We start from the raw sequence: 13,345 nt of genomic DNA, 5'->3' as shown, positions 1-13,345 counted from the left end.
CGGCGACCGACAATCAGATCGGTGTACCGGCGATGGTGACTACTACGATGCAGGTCACCGGCAACCGGTTCTGGCACAAATAGCGCCCCCGGTGCCCGCTGGCGGCGCCGCCCACGCGTCGAGGTCGTCCCAGGCGGTCAGTCGCCGGCCGCTGGTGAAACGGCGGTGCGCGCCCGTCAGCGGGTCGTCGAAGTCGAGCACCTTCGCCAGCAGCTGCAACGGCTTGGTGAAGTCGTCGAGCGGGGTTTCGACCAGGTCGGGGTAGAAGTCGTCGCCGAGGATCGGGATGCCCAGGCCGCTCAGGTGCACCCGCAGCTGGTGCGTCCGGCCGGTCGACGGCGCGAGCCGGTAGCGGCCCAGGCCGTCGCGGTGCTCGAGCAGCTCGACGTACGTCTCGGCGTTCGGCTCGCCCGGCACCTCCCGCGCGGCGAGCACCCCGCGTTCCTTGAGGATCCGGCTCCGCACGGTCCGCGGCAGCTCCAGCGCGGGATCGTACGGCGCGATCGCCTCGTACTCCTTGTGCACCTTGCGATCCCGGAAGAGCGTCTGGTACTTGCCGCGCATTTCCGGGGTGATCACGAACATCACGAGCCCGGCGGTGACGCGGTCCAGCCGGTGCGCGGGGGACAGCTGCGGCAGGTCGAGGTCGCGGCGCAGGCGTACGAGCGTCGTCTCGAGGACGTGCTTGCCGCGCGGGATGGTGGCCAGGAAGTGCGGCTTGTCGACGACCAGCAGGTGCTCGTCGCGGTGCACGACGTCGATGGTGAACGGCACCGGCACCTCGTCCGGCAGGTCGCGGTGGAACCAGATGAACGAGCCGGGCTCGAACGGCGTGTCGACGCCCAGCGGGCCGTCGAGGCCGTGGATGCGTTCTTCGCGCAGCATCTGCTCGATGCGGTCCGGCGTCTCCCGCGGCAGCCGGTCGACGAGGTGGGCCAGCAGCGTCGGCCACTCGCCCTCGGCGGGCAGTTTCAGCCGGGCGGGGTCGAGCCCGTGGCGGGGCGGGATCGGCGGCCGGAGCTTGCGTCTCATCGTGCCCCGACTGTAGCTAACCGTCCGTCGGGGTCCGGTAGCGCGCGATGTAGCGGGCGGTGGCCTCGGCGTTGGCGGCCGCGGCCGCCTCGGCGCGGGTGCGGCGGCCGGTGTCGTGCGGGAAGCCGTGCCGGCCGAGCCGGTGCTCGATGCTCTCCTCCATGTACGCGCAGGAGTAGAAGTACGCGACCAGCGCCGCCATCAGGACCAGCGAGAGCCGGAGCCCGAGCGGGCCGGGCAGCAGCAGCCAGACGAGGCACAGCGGCACGATGCCGATCGACCGTTGGAGCACGAACCGGGCCCGCCAGTGCTTCGACGTCGCGTCGTGCAGGACCCATTCGCCGTAGCGGTCCGGTAACCGGACGCCGACCGCGTAACCGAACCAGCGGAGCACACCAGGTCGTTCCATGAGACTCAGAGTACACTAATCGTTAGTGCACTAATCATTAGTGCGACCAGCGACACGGTAGGATCGGGGCATGATCGACCTGGGCGAGGACCCGCTGAAGCTCGACCGGCAGGTGTGTTTCGCGCTGTCGGTGGCTTCGCGCAGCGTGATCGCGATCTACCGCCCGCTGCTGGAGCCGCACGGCCTGACCCACCCGCAGTACCTGGTGCTGCTCGCGCTGTGGGAGCGGTCGCCGCGGTCGGTGAAGGACCTCGGCGCGTCGCTCCGCCACGAGCCGGCGACGCTGTCGCCGCTGCTCAAGCGCCTGGAGGCGCTCGGGTACGTCACGCGCGCCCGGAGCCGGTCCGACGAGCGCCGGCTGACGGTCGAGCTGACGGACCAGGGGCGCGCGCTGCGGGCCGAAGCGGAGAAGATCCCGTACCGCGTCGTCGAAAAGCTGGGCATGGACCTCGGTGAGCTGGAGGCGCTGCACGCCGCGCTGGGCCGGGTCATCGCCGCCACGGCCTGAGTTCCGGCGGAATGCCCCCGGCGTCCCGGAGCGTTGTCTTCTTCAGTCGAGCTAGGGGGCAGTCGTGCTGAAGATCAGGCTGGGCGTCGCACCGGCGCAGGGGTCCGGGCCCGCGGAGTTCGCCGGGCTGGCGGAGCGGCTGGAGGCGGCGGGCGTCGACTCGCTGTGGCTGTCGGAGCTGGTCTACTCACCGGAAGTCGACCCGATGGTCGGCATGGCGCACGCGCTGGCGCGGACGTCGAAGCTGAAGGTCGGCACGGGCGTCGCGATCCTGCCTGGTCGCCACCCGGTCCTGGTCGCCAAGCAGCTGCTCACGCTGGCCGGCCTGGCGCCGAAGCGGGTGCTCCCGGTGTTCGGCCTGCGCCCGGCCCGCAAGGCCGAGCACGACCTGTTCCCGGTCCCGGAGGGCCGCCGCGCGGCGGTGTTCGACGAGTCCCTGACGCTGTTGCGACGGCTGCTCGACGAAGACGACGTGACGTTCGAGGGCGAGTTCTTCCAGGTCTCGGGCGTCACCCTCGGCCCGCGCCCGGCGAAGCCCCTGGACGTCTGGCTGGGCGGAACCGCCCCGGCGGCCCTGGCCCGGGCGGGCCGCCTCGCCGACGGCTGGCTGGGCAGCTTCCACACGCCGGCGGAGTCCCTCGCGGCCCGGCTGGCCATCCAGCGGGCGGCATCCGAAGCCGGGCGGGAGATCGAAGAGGACCACTTCGGGTTGAGCTTGGCGGTGGCGGACCGCGGGCTCTCCCCGGAGCTGACCGCGGTGGCGGCGCGCCGTCGTCCGGGAGTACCGGTGACGGACCTGATCGCGACCAGCTGGCCGGAGGCGCGACGGCTGGTGGAGCAGCACATCGAGTCGGGCCTGAGCAAGTTCGTGATCCGGCCGGGGCACGGTGATTTCGACGGGTTCCTGGAGAAGTTCCAGTCCGAACTGGTGCCGCTGCAGAACTAGAACTCCAGCTGCTCCGTCTTCCGCGGCATCAGCAGCAGGGCCACCACCGAAAGCGCCGCCACCACCAGCAGCCCGATGAACACGTAGTGCGTGGCGTCCGCCAGCGCTCCGCGGACGAACCGCGTCACCGGCGTGTCCTCGTGGCTTCCCAGCACCAGGCTCGTCGCGTCCACCGACGGCGGCAGCTTGCCCGCCACGTCCGCCGGCGGGTTCGCGAACCGCGAAGCCAATGTCGCGTTGGCGATTGCGCCGAACACCGCCGCGCCCACCGCGCTGCCCAGCGAGCGGCTGAACAGGTTCGTGCCCGTCACCACCCCGCGCCGGTCCCAGCCGACCACCGACTGGACCGCCACCAGCGTCGGGCTCGACGACAACCCCAGGCCGATGCCCAGGACGAACGCCGCGAACGCCGCCGCCCAGATCGACGACGACGCGTTCAGCATCGCCACCAGGACGCCGCCCGCGATGACGAACACGCTGCCGATCAACGCCGTGTCGCGGAAGCCGATCTTCAGGTAGATCTTGCCCGCCAGGGACGCCGACAGGGGCCAGCCGACCGTCAGCGCCGCCACCGCGAAGCCCGCCACCAGCGCGCCCGCGCCCAGGACGCCCTGGGCGTACGTCGGCAGGTACGACGTCAGGCCCATCAGGACCGCGCCGACGACCACCGCGACCAGGTTGCCGCCCACCAGGACCCGCCGGGTGAACACCCACAGCGGCAGCACCGGCTCGGCGACGCGCTTCTCCACCAGCACGAACGCCACCAGCAGCAGCGCGCCGACCACGAAGATCGCCACGCTCGGCAGCGAGCCCCAGCCCCAGGCGACGCCGCCTTCGAGCAGGCCGAGGATCACCAGCGAACAGCCGACCGTGAGCAGCGCCGCGCCCGTGTAGTCGACCTTGTGCGCCTTGCGCTCGACCCGCTCGGCGAAGTTCCGGTGCAGCATCAGCGCGGCGATCGCGCCGAGCGGCAGGTTGATGAAGAAGATCCAGCGCCAGTCCAGGTACTCCGCGAAGACGCCGCCGAGCGTCGGCCCGACGACCGAGGCGACGCCCCACACGCTGGCGACGTAGCCCTGCACGCGCGCGCGCTCCTCCACCGTGTAGAGGTCGCCGATGACCGTCATCGACATCGGCTGGATCGCGCCGGCGCCGATGCCCTGCACCGCGCGGGCGGTGATCAGCACCGGCATGCTCCACGCGGCCCCGCACAGCACCGAGCCGACGAGGAACGCCGCAATCCCGAAGAACATCACCGGACGGCGGCCGAGCACGTCGGCGAACTTGCCGTAGAGCGGGACGGTGACCGCCTGGGTCAGCAGGTAGACCGAGAACAGCCACGGGAACTGCGAGAACCCGCCCAGGTCGCGCACCACCGAGGGCACCGCGGTCGCGATGATCGTGCTGTCCAGCGCGACCAGCGCCGTGCTGAGCATGACGGCGATCAGCACCGGGCCGCGTTCGGACCGGAAGCCGACCCCTTTCACGCTGGTGGGGGCCGGGGTCGTCATCGGTGGCGTGCTCCTCGGGGTGGCCATGACCGGAGTCAACTGCTTTGCAGTCCTAAGCATTCCATCGCGGTGGTCCGCACCCCAGCGAATTTCCGTCACAGTCCCCGGCGCGGAAGATGGGAGGATGAGCGACTGGATCCGGCCGATCGAGCAGGGATGGGTGGTCCGCGACGCGGTCCCCGGCCCCGACGTCGACGAGTTCGCCGAGCCCGACCAAGTGATCGCCGCGCTGGCCGCTCCCGGCGCCGCGGACACCTTGCTGGCCGTGCAGCACCCGGCCCGCACGCCCGCGGCGCTGGCCCACGGGCTCGACCAGACCGCGGCCGTCCCGATCGCCCGGGCCATGCTCGAACGGCTCCGCAAGCGCTACTACCGGCCGATGCGGCGGTTCGTCGCGCCGTACCGGATCGAGGGCCCGGACGGCGTCGCGTCCGGCCTGCTCTGCCTGGTCGACCCGGCCGCGGTGACCGACGACGGCACCGCGCGGGTGCGCCACACCGAGGACGTCTACCCGGACGTCGTCGCCGAACGGGCCGCAGTGCTGGCCGGGCTGGGCTGCGCGACCAGCGCCGCGCTGCTCGTCCCGGCCGCCGACGGCGACCCGCTGACCGAGCAGGTCGAACGCGCCTGCGCCGGCCTCGGCCTGCCCGATCTGTCCACTTCGGACGCCGCGGGCCGCCGGCACGAGCTGTGGGCGGTGCCCGCCGGGCCGCTGCAGGACCGGCTGCTGGCCGCGGTCGCGGGCGCCGACCTGCTCGTCGCCGACGGCAACCACCGCGTGGCCGCGGCCGCGGCGGCCGGCCACGGCGCACTCCTCGCCCTGGTCACAGCGGGTCCGCAGCTGCGGATCGGCGCGATCAACCGGGTGCTGACGGGCACCGGTTTCGGCCCGGAGGAGCTGGTGTCGCGCTGGTGCGCGGCCGGCCTCGACGTCCGCTTCGACGACCACGCCGTCCCGGTGCCGGGCGAGGTCGTGGTCCACGCGGGTTCGGCGGTGCTGCGGGTCCCGCTGCCGAAGCAGGCCTGGCCGGACCCGGTGATCGACCACGAGATCGTCGAGCGCGTCCTGTTCGCCGACGCGCTCGGCGTCGACCCGGACGGCCCCCACGTCCACCCGCTCCCGGCCGGCCGCCCGGCACCGCACGACGCGGACGCGGTGGTCCTGCTCGCCCCGGTGGCCTACGCCGACGTCCTGGCGGTGCACGCGGCGGGCCGCCAGATGCCCCGCAAGGCCACGTACTTCACACCGAAGCCCCGCAGCGGCCTGGTCCTGGCGGCGCTCTGACGCCGGGGGTCGTGAGTGGTTGGGGCGGTTCTAACCGCCCTAGCCACTCACGACCCGTCCCACCAGGCCAGGACGCGGGTCGCCGACAGGGTCAGCCACTTCGACGGCTCGCCCTCCGGGACGTCGGTCTCGAACCACACCCGGCCCGGGAGGCGGCGGCCCTGGAGCCACGTGCCGTCCGGCTGCCGGGCCGTGCGGATCAGCTCGATCGCCTCCGCCATGCGCGGGTCCGGGCGCGTGCCGTCCAGCCGGGACGCGAGGCGGAAGTACTCGGCCGCGTTGAGCACGTCGTAGTGCCAGCGGAACGGGTACGAAAAGCCGTTCACCCCAGGCAGCACCGGTTCGCCGGTCGACAGGCGGCGGAAGAGGCCGCGCTCCAGGAGGTATTCCTCGCCGCCGCGGCGGGCGGCGTGGGTCGTCGGTGAGCCGCCCGTCGCCGTTTCCCAGGCCAGCAGGCCCTTGAGCGAGTTGAGTGTCGAATGGACGGACGAGCGCGTCGACCCTTCGACCCACTCGCAGTTCCAGCCGCCGTCCGGTAGCCGGTGCTCGACGAACCAGCCGGCGATCCCGGCGACGTCCGCGCCGAGCCAGAGGCCGTTCATGAGAGTCCACGCGTTGATGCAGCAGTCGACCTCGCCGCCCCAGTACGGCAGGTTCTCGTACTCCCACCGGGAGTTCTCCGCGAGCAGCTCGGCCGTCCCGCTCAGGGCCGCGGCGTCCACGCCCCACTCCCGCAGGTCGTTGAGGACCCACGTCGTCGCCGTCCAGGGCTGGCCGTCCGTCTTCATGCTCGCGAAATCGAAGTCCGCCGGGAAGAACGCGCCGCCGGCCCACTGGCCGTCCGGGTCCTGTTTCGCCAGCAGCCGTGCGCCGAAACCTTCGGTCGTCACGCGGGCGCGGGTGGCCTCCCAGACCGTCGGCGGCTCGCCCAGCAGGTCGCGCTCGACCTGCCAGCGCAGGGCCGGATCGGCGTCGCACAGCCAGGCGAGCACGTCCATCAGACGCCCGTGACGCCGTCGATGGCCTCCCGGAGGAAGTCCGCGTGGCCGTTGTGCCGGGCGTACTCGTGCATCATGTGGAGCATCACCAGGCGCAGCGAGACGTCCTCGCCCCAGCGCACCTGGTATCCGGTGACGTCGAGGGACTCGGCGGCCTCTTCGATCTTGCGCGACTGCTCGACCTCGGCCTGCCAGGCTTCGAACGCCTCCGCGCGTGTGGAGGAGCTCGCGTCGTAGGCGGCCTGGAAGTCGCCGTCGGCCGAGTACCGCAGCGGGACGTCCTCGGCGTTGATCACCCGCCGGAACCAGGTGCGCTCGACCTCGGCCATGTGCTGGACGAGACCGAGCAGGGAAAGCGTCGAGGGTGGGCTCGCGGCGCGGCGAAGGTCCTCGTCGGACAGTCCGTCGCACTTCATGGCGAGGGTGGCGCGGTGGAAGTCGAGGAACGTGCGCAGCATTTCGCGCTCGCCCCCGATCGAGGGCGGTTCTGGGCGTTCGGTGGTCACGAGGACGTGTGTATCACGCCCGGCTGTGTCGTTTTCAAAAGAAGTGTCGTACCCGTGATTTAAGCTCGCGCGGTGGACTTGCCCGTGATGCCGCCCGTGCGGCCGATGCTCGCGAAAGCCGTGCACGACGTGCCGCGCACGCCGGGCCTGCTCTACGAGCCCAAGTGGGACGGTTTCCGCTGCATCGTGTTCCGCGACGGCGACGAGATCGAGCTCGGCTCCCGCAACGACCGCCCGCTCACCCGGTACTTCCCGGAGCTGGTGGAGCTGCTGGCCGCCGCGCTGCCGCCGAGGTGCGTGGTCGACGGCGAGATCGTCCTCGTCACCCCGGCCGGCCTGGACTTCGAGGTGCTGCAGCTGCGGTTGCACCCGGCGGCCTCGCGCGTGCGGAAGCTCGCGGAGGAGACGCCGGCCAGCTTCGTCGCCTTCGACCTGCTCGCGCTGGGGGACGCAGACCTCACCGGTTCGCCGTTCCGCGAGCGGCGCCGGCAGCTTGAGAGCGTCCTGCGGACCGACGCCGAAGGGCTGCAGCGCGTCCACCTGACCCCGCTGAGCGAGGACCCGGAACAGGCCGAGGACTGGTTCACCCGGTTCGAGGGCGCGGGCTTCGACGGCGTGATGGCCAAGCCCGCCGACGAGCCGTACGAGCAGGACAAGCGCGTCATGTGGAAGGTCAAGCACGAGCGCACGGCCGACTGCGTGGTGACCGGCTTCCGCTGGCACAAGGACGGCGCCGGCGTCGGCTCGCTGCTACTCGGCCTGTTCGACGACGAAGGCGTGCTGCACCACGTCGGGGTGGCGAGCAGCTTCACGAAGGCGCGGCGGGCCGAGCTGGTCGAGGAGCTGGCGCCGCTGCGGGAAAACGCGCTGGAGGGCCATCCTTGGCGTTCCTGGGCCGAGTACGAGCCCCAGCCGGGCCGGCAACCGGGCGCGAACAGCCGCTGGGCGCCCGGCAAGGATCTCGCTTGGGAGCCGCTGCGCACCGAGTGGGTGGCCGAGGTCCGCTACGAGCACCTGCAGGGCGGCCGCTTCCGCCACGGCGGGCGGCTGGTCCGGTTCCGGCCCGACCGCACCCCGGAGTCCTGCACGTACGCCCAGCTCGACGAGGCACCGCCCGCGGAGCTCGCCAAGCTGTTTGGGGAGGCCAGATGAGCGGCGCGGTGCTGCTGGACGTCGACGGCGTCGAGGTCAGGATCAGCAGCCCGGACAAGGTCTACTTCCCCGAGCGCGGCGAGACGAAGCTCGACCTCGTCGAGTACTACCGCGCGGTCGCCGGGCCGCTGCTGGCCCGGCTCGGCGGGCGCCCGCTGCTGCTGGAGCGCTACCCGGACGGCGCGGGCGGCAAGAACTGGTTCCAGAAACGCGTGCCCCAGGGCGCGCCGCCGTGGTTGTCGACCACGGTGGTGTCGACGCCGAACGGCACCACGAGTGACGCGCTGGTCGCGAAGGACCTGGCGCACATCCTCTGGGCGGTGAACCTCGGCTGCCTCGGCTTCCACGTGTGGCCGTACCGCGCGGACACGCCCGAGGTCGCCGACGAGCTGCGCGTCGACCTCGACCCGTCACCGGGCATCGGCTTCGGCGACCTGTGCGAGGCCGCGCTGCTGACCAGGGAGTTCCTGGGGGAGCACGGCATCGAAGGCCACCTCAAGACGTCCGGCTCGCGGGGCCTGCACCTGTACGTGCTCCTGGAGCCGCGATGGGACAGCTTCCAGGTGCGGGCCGCGGCGGTCGCGCTGGCGCGGGCGCTCGAACGGCGTCACCCGGAGAAGATCACGGCGCAGTGGTGGAAGGAGGAGCGCGGCTCGCGCGTGTTCGTCGACTTCAACCAGAACGCACCGCACAAGACCGTGTTCGGCACGTGGTGCGTGCGCCCGCGCGTCGGCGGCCAGGTGTCCACGCCGATCGCGTGGGACGAGCTGGCCGGCGTCGAGCCCGACACGTTCACGCTGAGCACGGTGCCGGCCCGGCTGGCCGAGCTGGGTGACCCGTGGGCGGGCGCGGGGGAGCGGCCGCAGTCGATCGAGCCGCTGCTGGCGCTGTCGGAGGCCGACATGGCCGGTGGGCTGATGGACGCGCCGTGGCCGCCGGTCTACCCGAAGATGCCGAACGAGCCACCGCGCGTCGCGCCGAGCCGGGCGAAGAAGGCCTGACATTGACGACCGTCGCGGAGTGCGCGGCCGACGACGGACTGCTGATCGCGCTGGTCACGGCGATGACGGCGGAGCTGGTGGTGGTCTACAACCTGCCGGTCGACGCCCAGCCGTCACCCCTGCGGCCGGGAACCCGCTACCTGTTGGCATGGGACGGCGAGCGAGCGATCGGCTGCTGCGCGATCGAGCCGGTGGAGCCGGACGTGTACGAGCTGAAGCGGATGTTCGTGGCCCCGGACGCGCGGGGTTCAGGGGTGTCGGACGCGTTGGTGACCTCGTCCGAACGCCTGGCCCAGGAGGCGGGCGGGGCCCGCATCCGCTTGGAGACGGGCGCCCGCCAGCCCGCGGCGATGCGCCTGTACGAGCGCGCGGGCTTCCGCCGGGTGCCGAACTTCCCACCGCACGAGACCGACCCGGAGTCGGTCTGTTACGAGAAGCCGCTGGTCTAGCGGCCGACGATGGCTCAGCGGCATCCCTTGGTGCGCCCGCCGGGGCCGCGCGCGGAGGGGCTTGAGCGCTGCGGTGACGGCGCGTGTGCCTGATCGGGCCGCCCGGCCACGGGCTTCGCCCGGCGCGGGGCTTGAGTACCGCTGCGCTGACGTGTGTGCCTGGTCTGGCCGCTCGCCTTAGGGCTCTTCGCCCGGCGCAGGGCTTGAGTACCGCTGTGCCGACGTGTTGTGCTTGGCCCGGCCGCTCGCCATGAGGCTTCGCCCGGCGCGGGATCTGAGCGCCGCTATGTTGACGCGTGTACCCGGCCTGATCATTGCGGGGACCGGCGGCATCGGGTGCCGCGGCTGGGCGAGTGGCGGGACTCGGGCGCCGAGGTGCGTGCCTGGTCATCGCGGGTTGGCGGCGAGAACGGGCGCGGGCCGCAGCGACTCGATCACCGCATCTCGCCAGCGGCCGCACCGGCCACCTTCAGCGTGCGAAAGACCCCCGTGGGGCCACCGGTGTCACCGCCGGGCCGCCGCGATGCGGACGGCCTCGGACCTCGAGCGCAGCGACGACCCGCGAGCAACCGGTGCAGCTACATCTCCAGGTCGAGGCTGAGCTGGCCGCGGTTCTCGGTTCCCGGGGCGAGCCGCAAGCCCGCCGGGGGAGCGGGCAGGGTCGCCACGCACTCCGGGCACGGTGTGACCTCGGATGTCGTCAAGTCGACAGGCTTCCAGCTGCGCGACTCTCGCTCACCGCAGGCCGACCGCCGGTAGCGGAGGTCGCCCGAGCGGGTCATCAGGTGCGCTTGCGGGACTTCTTCGGGCAGCACGCCGACCAGGTACCAGCGTGGTGCGCTCACCTCGGTGGTCGTCATGGCCGACAGTCTCTGTCGCGGCCGGCGGGAACCCGCGGTTTTGCCGATCTTCGGCGTGGCGCGGGCTCAGGCTTCGTCGGGCAGGTAGCGGAGGATGTGCAGCATGCCGCGCTCGTCGACGACGTCCGGGTCTTCGGCGAGGCAGCCGCTCAGGTCGGCGCGGACGGAGTCCGTGTCCAGGCCGGCGCCGATCAGCACCAGCTCGGTGCGATGTGGGGCTCCGGGTGGCCAGGCCGAGCGGTCGACCTGCACGAACCCGCCGACCGTGTGCAGCCGGAAGCGCGTCCCCGCGCCGAAGTCGGCCTGGCCCTTCATGCGGTAGAGGCCCGCCGGGCGGCGCTCGAGGAACTCGACGAACGCGCGCGGCGCCAGCGGCGTCTCGGCGGTGAAGGTGACCGTCTCGTACTCGGCGTGCAGGTGCCGGGAATGGTCGTGGTCGTCCTCGCGCAGGTCGTCGAAGGACAGCTGGCCGGCCCGCTCGCCGCGGGGTTCCGGGTCGAAGAACAGCCTCGGGTCGACCCGGCCGTGGGCGGTGACCAGCACCGGGCGGCCCGGCGCCAGCTCCTCGACCGTCGCCGTGACCTTCGCCAGCGCGTCGGCGTCGACGCGGTCGGCCTTGTTCAGCACCACCAGGTCGGCCAGCCGCAGGTGATCGGCCAGTTCGGGGTGGCGTTCGCGGGCGGCCTCGAACTCGGCGGCGTCCACCACCTCGGCCAGCCCGCCGTAGCGGATGTCCGGGTTCTCGCTGGCGATCATCAGCCGGATCAGGTCGCGCGGCTCGGCGATGCCGCTGGCCTCGACGACGATGACGTCCATCCCCGCCTCGGCCGACGACAGCCGCCCCAGCATCGCGTCCAGCCCGCTCGCGTCGACCGCGCAGCACAGGCAGCCGTTGCCCAGCGAGACCATCGTGTCGACCTGCCCGGCCACGGCCAGCGCGTCGACGTTCACGCTGCCGAAGTCGTTGACCACGACGCCGACCCGGGCGCCCTCGCGGTTGGCGAGCAGGTGGTTGAGCAGCGTCGTCTTGCCCGCGCCGAGGAACCCGGCGACGAGGACCACGGGGATCCGGTTCACGCAACGTCCTCCTCTGCCGATCAGGCGACTCTAAACGACGCGCCCGCACGCGTGCTTACACGGGGGACCGGCGCCGGAAAAGGCCGTTCGGCGATTACCCACGAAAAGCCGAAGATCGGCGCACGGGAAAGAATCACGTGGCCTTCGCCGGTAAATGTGATCGATTGACGGGAAATGCGCTGCGACATGTCCGGATAACACGTGGTGACGACTATTTTTCCGACGTTTTCCCAGGCCGTGGCGATATTCCGGGAGACGCGGAACGTACTGGGCATTCGGGGACCGTGTCCCGCGAAACGTGGGGTATCCTGCCCCGCCTGGTCGGAAGCGCCCGTGCTGCAGGCGTTTCCGGCCGACAGTGTTGTCGGCGACCATCGGAGGAACGGTGAACCTTCCCGTCGGGATGCAGATCACGATTTCGGAGAGTGGGGTAGCGCGGTGACTGCTACGTCCGAGCGGGTGACGACCGCGCCGGTACTTTACCACCAACGGGTGTCGGGGGAACAGAACGTCAATTCCGCGGAGGCCGAGGAATTCCTCAACCTCATGTTCGAAGAAGGGGCCGCCGAACAGGGCACGTGGCTCGAGACGCGGCTCGCCGAGGTGCGCGCCGAAATCGCCGAAACCGGCACCTACCGGCACACGCCCGCCGAGCTGGCGTACGGCGCCCGCGTCGCCTGGCGCAACTCGGCCCGCTGCATCGGCCGGCTCTACTGGAACAGCCTCCGCGTCCGGGACCGGCGCCGGGTCACCGACCCCGCCGACATCGCCGGCGAATGCGTCGCCCACCTGCGCCAGGCCACCCGGTCCGGCCGGATCCGCCCGACCATCACCGTCTTCGCCCCGGACACGCCCGAGGGGCCGGGGCCGCGCATCCACAACGAGCAGCTCATCCGCTACGCCGGCTACCGGCTGGAGGACGGCTCGGTGCTCGGCGACCCGCGGTACGCCGGGTTCACCGAGCAGGTGCGGCGGCTCGGCTGGCGGCCACCGGAGCGGAGAGGCTCCTTCGACGTCCTCCCGCTGCTGGTCGAGTCGGATCCCGGCGATCCGCGGCTGTACACGCTGCCCGCGGACGCCGTGCTGGAGGTGCCGCTGAGCCACCCCGACCACCGCTGGTTCGCCGGGCTGGGGCTGCGCTGGCACGCCGTGCCGGCGATCAGCAACATGCCGCTGGAGATCGGGGGCGTCACGTACCCGGCCGCGCCGTTCAACGGCTGGTACCTCGGCACCGAGGTCGGTGCCCGCAACCTGGCCGACGAGGACCGCTACGACCTGCTGCCCGCCATCGCGGAGCTGATGGGCCTGGACACCGGCTCCGAGCGCACGCTGTGGCGCGACCGGGCGCTCGTCGAGCTGACGCTGGCCGTGCAGCACTCGTTCGACGCGGCGGGCGTGACCATGGCCGACCACCACACCGAGTCGCGGCGGTTCCTGACGCACCTGGAGAAGGAGGAACGCGCCGGACGCCGGTGCCCGGCCGACTGGAGCTGGATCGTGCCGCCCGTTTCCGGTGGTCAGACCGCCGTGTTCCGGCGTTACTACGACGAACCCGACCCCGCGACGCGCCCGGCGTTCCTGCCGCCCGGCTGAGGGGAAGCGCCCGTTCGG

At 72.0% G+C, this 13,345-nt stretch carries 15 protein-coding genes; 7 read left to right on the top strand and 8 right to left on the bottom strand.

Annotation, left to right across the window (positions count from 1 at the left end; translation table 11 throughout):
- Positions 1–54 precede the first annotated feature (54 nt).
- On the bottom strand, positions 55–1,032 hold the full coding sequence (locus tag OHS58_RS17680; RefSeq protein ID WP_328649049.1) for an RluA family pseudouridine synthase: 978 nt from the start codon (positions 1,030–1,032) through the stop codon (positions 55–57).
- 16 nt (positions 1,033–1,048) lie between these two features.
- Complete coding sequence (locus OHS58_RS17675; protein ID WP_326954025.1) at positions 1,049–1,441, bottom strand: DUF5313 family protein; 393 nt, start codon at positions 1,439–1,441, stop codon at positions 1,049–1,051.
- 70 nt (positions 1,442–1,511) lie between these two features.
- On the opposite strand from OHS58_RS17675, the gene OHS58_RS17670 reads away from it, so the two are divergent.
- Both OHS58_RS17670 and OHS58_RS17665 read left to right on the top strand, forming a co-directional pair.
- Entirely contained in the window at positions 1,512–1,949 is a 438-nt protein-coding gene (locus OHS58_RS17670; protein WP_326948768.1) for a MarR family winged helix-turn-helix transcriptional regulator, read from the top strand.
- Positions 1,950–2,013: 64 nt separating this feature from the next.
- Positions 2,014–2,895: a TIGR03854 family LLM class F420-dependent oxidoreductase gene (locus tag OHS58_RS17665; RefSeq protein WP_328649048.1), complete on the top strand. Its 882-nt coding sequence runs from the start codon at positions 2,014–2,016 to the stop codon at positions 2,893–2,895.
- Here the strand turns inward: OHS58_RS17665 and OHS58_RS17660 are convergent.
- The gene (locus tag OHS58_RS17660; RefSeq protein ID WP_328649047.1) at positions 2,892–4,406 is read right to left on the bottom strand and encodes an MDR family MFS transporter; all 1,515 of its coding nucleotides are present in this window, start codon (positions 4,404–4,406) and stop codon (positions 2,892–2,894) included. The genes OHS58_RS17665 and OHS58_RS17660 overlap by 4 nt on opposite strands.
- A gap of 124 nt (positions 4,407–4,530) precedes the next feature.
- On the opposite strand from OHS58_RS17660, the gene OHS58_RS17655 reads away from it, so the two are divergent.
- Positions 4,531–5,691, top strand: a complete 1,161-nt coding sequence (locus OHS58_RS17655; RefSeq protein WP_328649046.1) for a DUF1015 family protein — start codon at positions 4,531–4,533, stop codon at positions 5,689–5,691.
- A gap of 47 nt (positions 5,692–5,738) precedes the next feature.
- Here the strand turns inward: OHS58_RS17655 and OHS58_RS17650 are convergent, their stop codons facing one another.
- Both OHS58_RS17650 and OHS58_RS17645 read right to left on the bottom strand, forming a co-directional pair.
- Positions 5,739–6,689: a squalene cyclase gene (locus OHS58_RS17650; RefSeq protein ID WP_328649045.1), complete on the bottom strand. Its 951-nt coding sequence runs from the start codon at positions 6,687–6,689 to the stop codon at positions 5,739–5,741.
- Positions 6,689–7,195, bottom strand: a complete 507-nt coding sequence (locus tag OHS58_RS17645; protein WP_328649044.1) for a DinB family protein — start codon at positions 7,193–7,195, stop codon at positions 6,689–6,691. The genes OHS58_RS17650 and OHS58_RS17645 overlap by 1 nt, the downstream gene beginning before the upstream one ends.
- A 72-nt stretch (positions 7,196–7,267) precedes the next feature.
- Between OHS58_RS17645 and OHS58_RS17640 the strand changes: the two genes are divergently transcribed.
- From OHS58_RS17640 to OHS58_RS17630, 3 genes are read left to right on the top strand one after another with little or no spacing between them, the layout of a single operon-like run.
- A complete protein-coding gene (locus OHS58_RS17640; RefSeq protein WP_328649043.1) occupies positions 7,268–8,347 on the top strand; it encodes an ATP-dependent DNA ligase in 1,080 nt (359 codons plus the stop codon).
- Positions 8,344–9,348, top strand: coding sequence for a non-homologous end-joining DNA ligase (gene ligD / locus OHS58_RS17635; protein WP_328649042.1), 1,005 nt, complete (start codon positions 8,344–8,346; stop codon positions 9,346–9,348). Before OHS58_RS17640 ends, ligD begins: the two co-directional genes overlap by 4 nt.
- Positions 9,349–9,350: 2 nt before the next feature.
- Positions 9,351–9,797 (top strand): GNAT family N-acetyltransferase, encoded by a 447-nt coding sequence (locus OHS58_RS17630; protein WP_328649041.1) that lies wholly within the window; start codon positions 9,351–9,353, stop codon positions 9,795–9,797.
- A gap of 578 nt (positions 9,798–10,375) precedes the next feature.
- Here the strand turns inward: OHS58_RS17630 and OHS58_RS17625 are convergent.
- From OHS58_RS17625 to OHS58_RS17615, 3 genes are all read right to left on the bottom strand, one after another.
- A complete protein-coding gene (locus tag OHS58_RS17625; RefSeq protein WP_326954020.1) occupies positions 10,376–10,657 on the bottom strand; it encodes a hypothetical protein in 282 nt (93 codons plus the stop codon).
- Positions 10,658–10,723: 66 nt separating this feature from the next.
- Positions 10,724–11,734, bottom strand: coding sequence for a CobW family GTP-binding protein (locus tag OHS58_RS17620; RefSeq protein WP_326948778.1), 1,011 nt, complete (start codon positions 11,732–11,734; stop codon positions 10,724–10,726).
- Positions 11,735–11,754: 20 nt separating this feature from the next.
- Positions 11,755–12,009 carry a hypothetical protein gene (locus tag OHS58_RS17615; RefSeq protein ID WP_328649040.1) on the bottom strand — a complete coding sequence of 85 codons (255 nt, stop codon included), beginning with the start codon at positions 12,007–12,009 and terminating at the stop codon, positions 11,755–11,757.
- Positions 12,010–12,226: 217 nt separating this feature from the next.
- On the opposite strand from OHS58_RS17615, the gene OHS58_RS17610 reads away from it, so the two are divergent.
- Entirely contained in the window at positions 12,227–13,327 is a 1,101-nt protein-coding gene (locus OHS58_RS17610; protein WP_328649039.1) for a nitric oxide synthase oxygenase, read from the top strand.
- Positions 13,328–13,345: the final 18 nt, after the last annotated feature.

The sequence above is a fragment of the Amycolatopsis sp. NBC_00348 genome (genome assembly GCF_036114655.1).
In the GTDB taxonomy this organism is placed as follows: Bacteria; Actinomycetota; Actinomycetes; order Mycobacteriales; family Pseudonocardiaceae; genus Amycolatopsis.
Note: the sequence above shows the minus strand (reverse complement) of the source record. Positions and strands in the feature narration are given on the sequence as shown.

What these genes read in the sequence shown, in the direction of transcription:
- OHS58_RS17680 (WP_328649049.1), bottom strand. Translation starts at nt 1,032, where the DNA reads ATGAGACGCAAGCTCCGGCCGCCGATCCCGCCCCGCCACGGGCTCGAC.
- OHS58_RS17675 (WP_326954025.1), bottom strand. Translation starts at nt 1,441, where the DNA reads ATGGAACGACCTGGTGTGCTCCGCTGGTTCGGTTACGCGGTCGGCGTC.
- OHS58_RS17670 (WP_326948768.1), top strand. Translation starts at nt 1,512, where the DNA reads ATGATCGACCTGGGCGAGGACCCGCTGAAGCTCGACCGGCAGGTGTGT.
- OHS58_RS17660 (WP_328649047.1), bottom strand. Translation starts at nt 4,406, where the DNA reads ATGACGACCCCGGCCCCCACCAGCGTGAAAGGGGTCGGCTTCCGGTCC.
- OHS58_RS17655 (WP_328649046.1), top strand. Translation starts at nt 4,531, where the DNA reads ATGAGCGACTGGATCCGGCCGATCGAGCAGGGATGGGTGGTCCGCGAC.
- OHS58_RS17650 (WP_328649045.1), bottom strand. Translation starts at nt 6,689, where the DNA reads ATGGACGTGCTCGCCTGGCTGTGCGACGCCGATCCGGCCCTGCGCTGG.
- ligD (WP_328649042.1), top strand. Translation starts at nt 8,344, where the DNA reads ATGAGCGGCGCGGTGCTGCTGGACGTCGACGGCGTCGAGGTCAGGATC.
- OHS58_RS17625 (WP_326954020.1), bottom strand. Translation starts at nt 10,657, where the DNA reads ATGACGACCACCGAGGTGAGCGCACCACGCTGGTACCTGGTCGGCGTG.
- OHS58_RS17615 (WP_328649040.1), bottom strand. Translation starts at nt 12,009, where the DNA reads ATGCCCAGTACGTTCCGCGTCTCCCGGAATATCGCCACGGCCTGGGAA.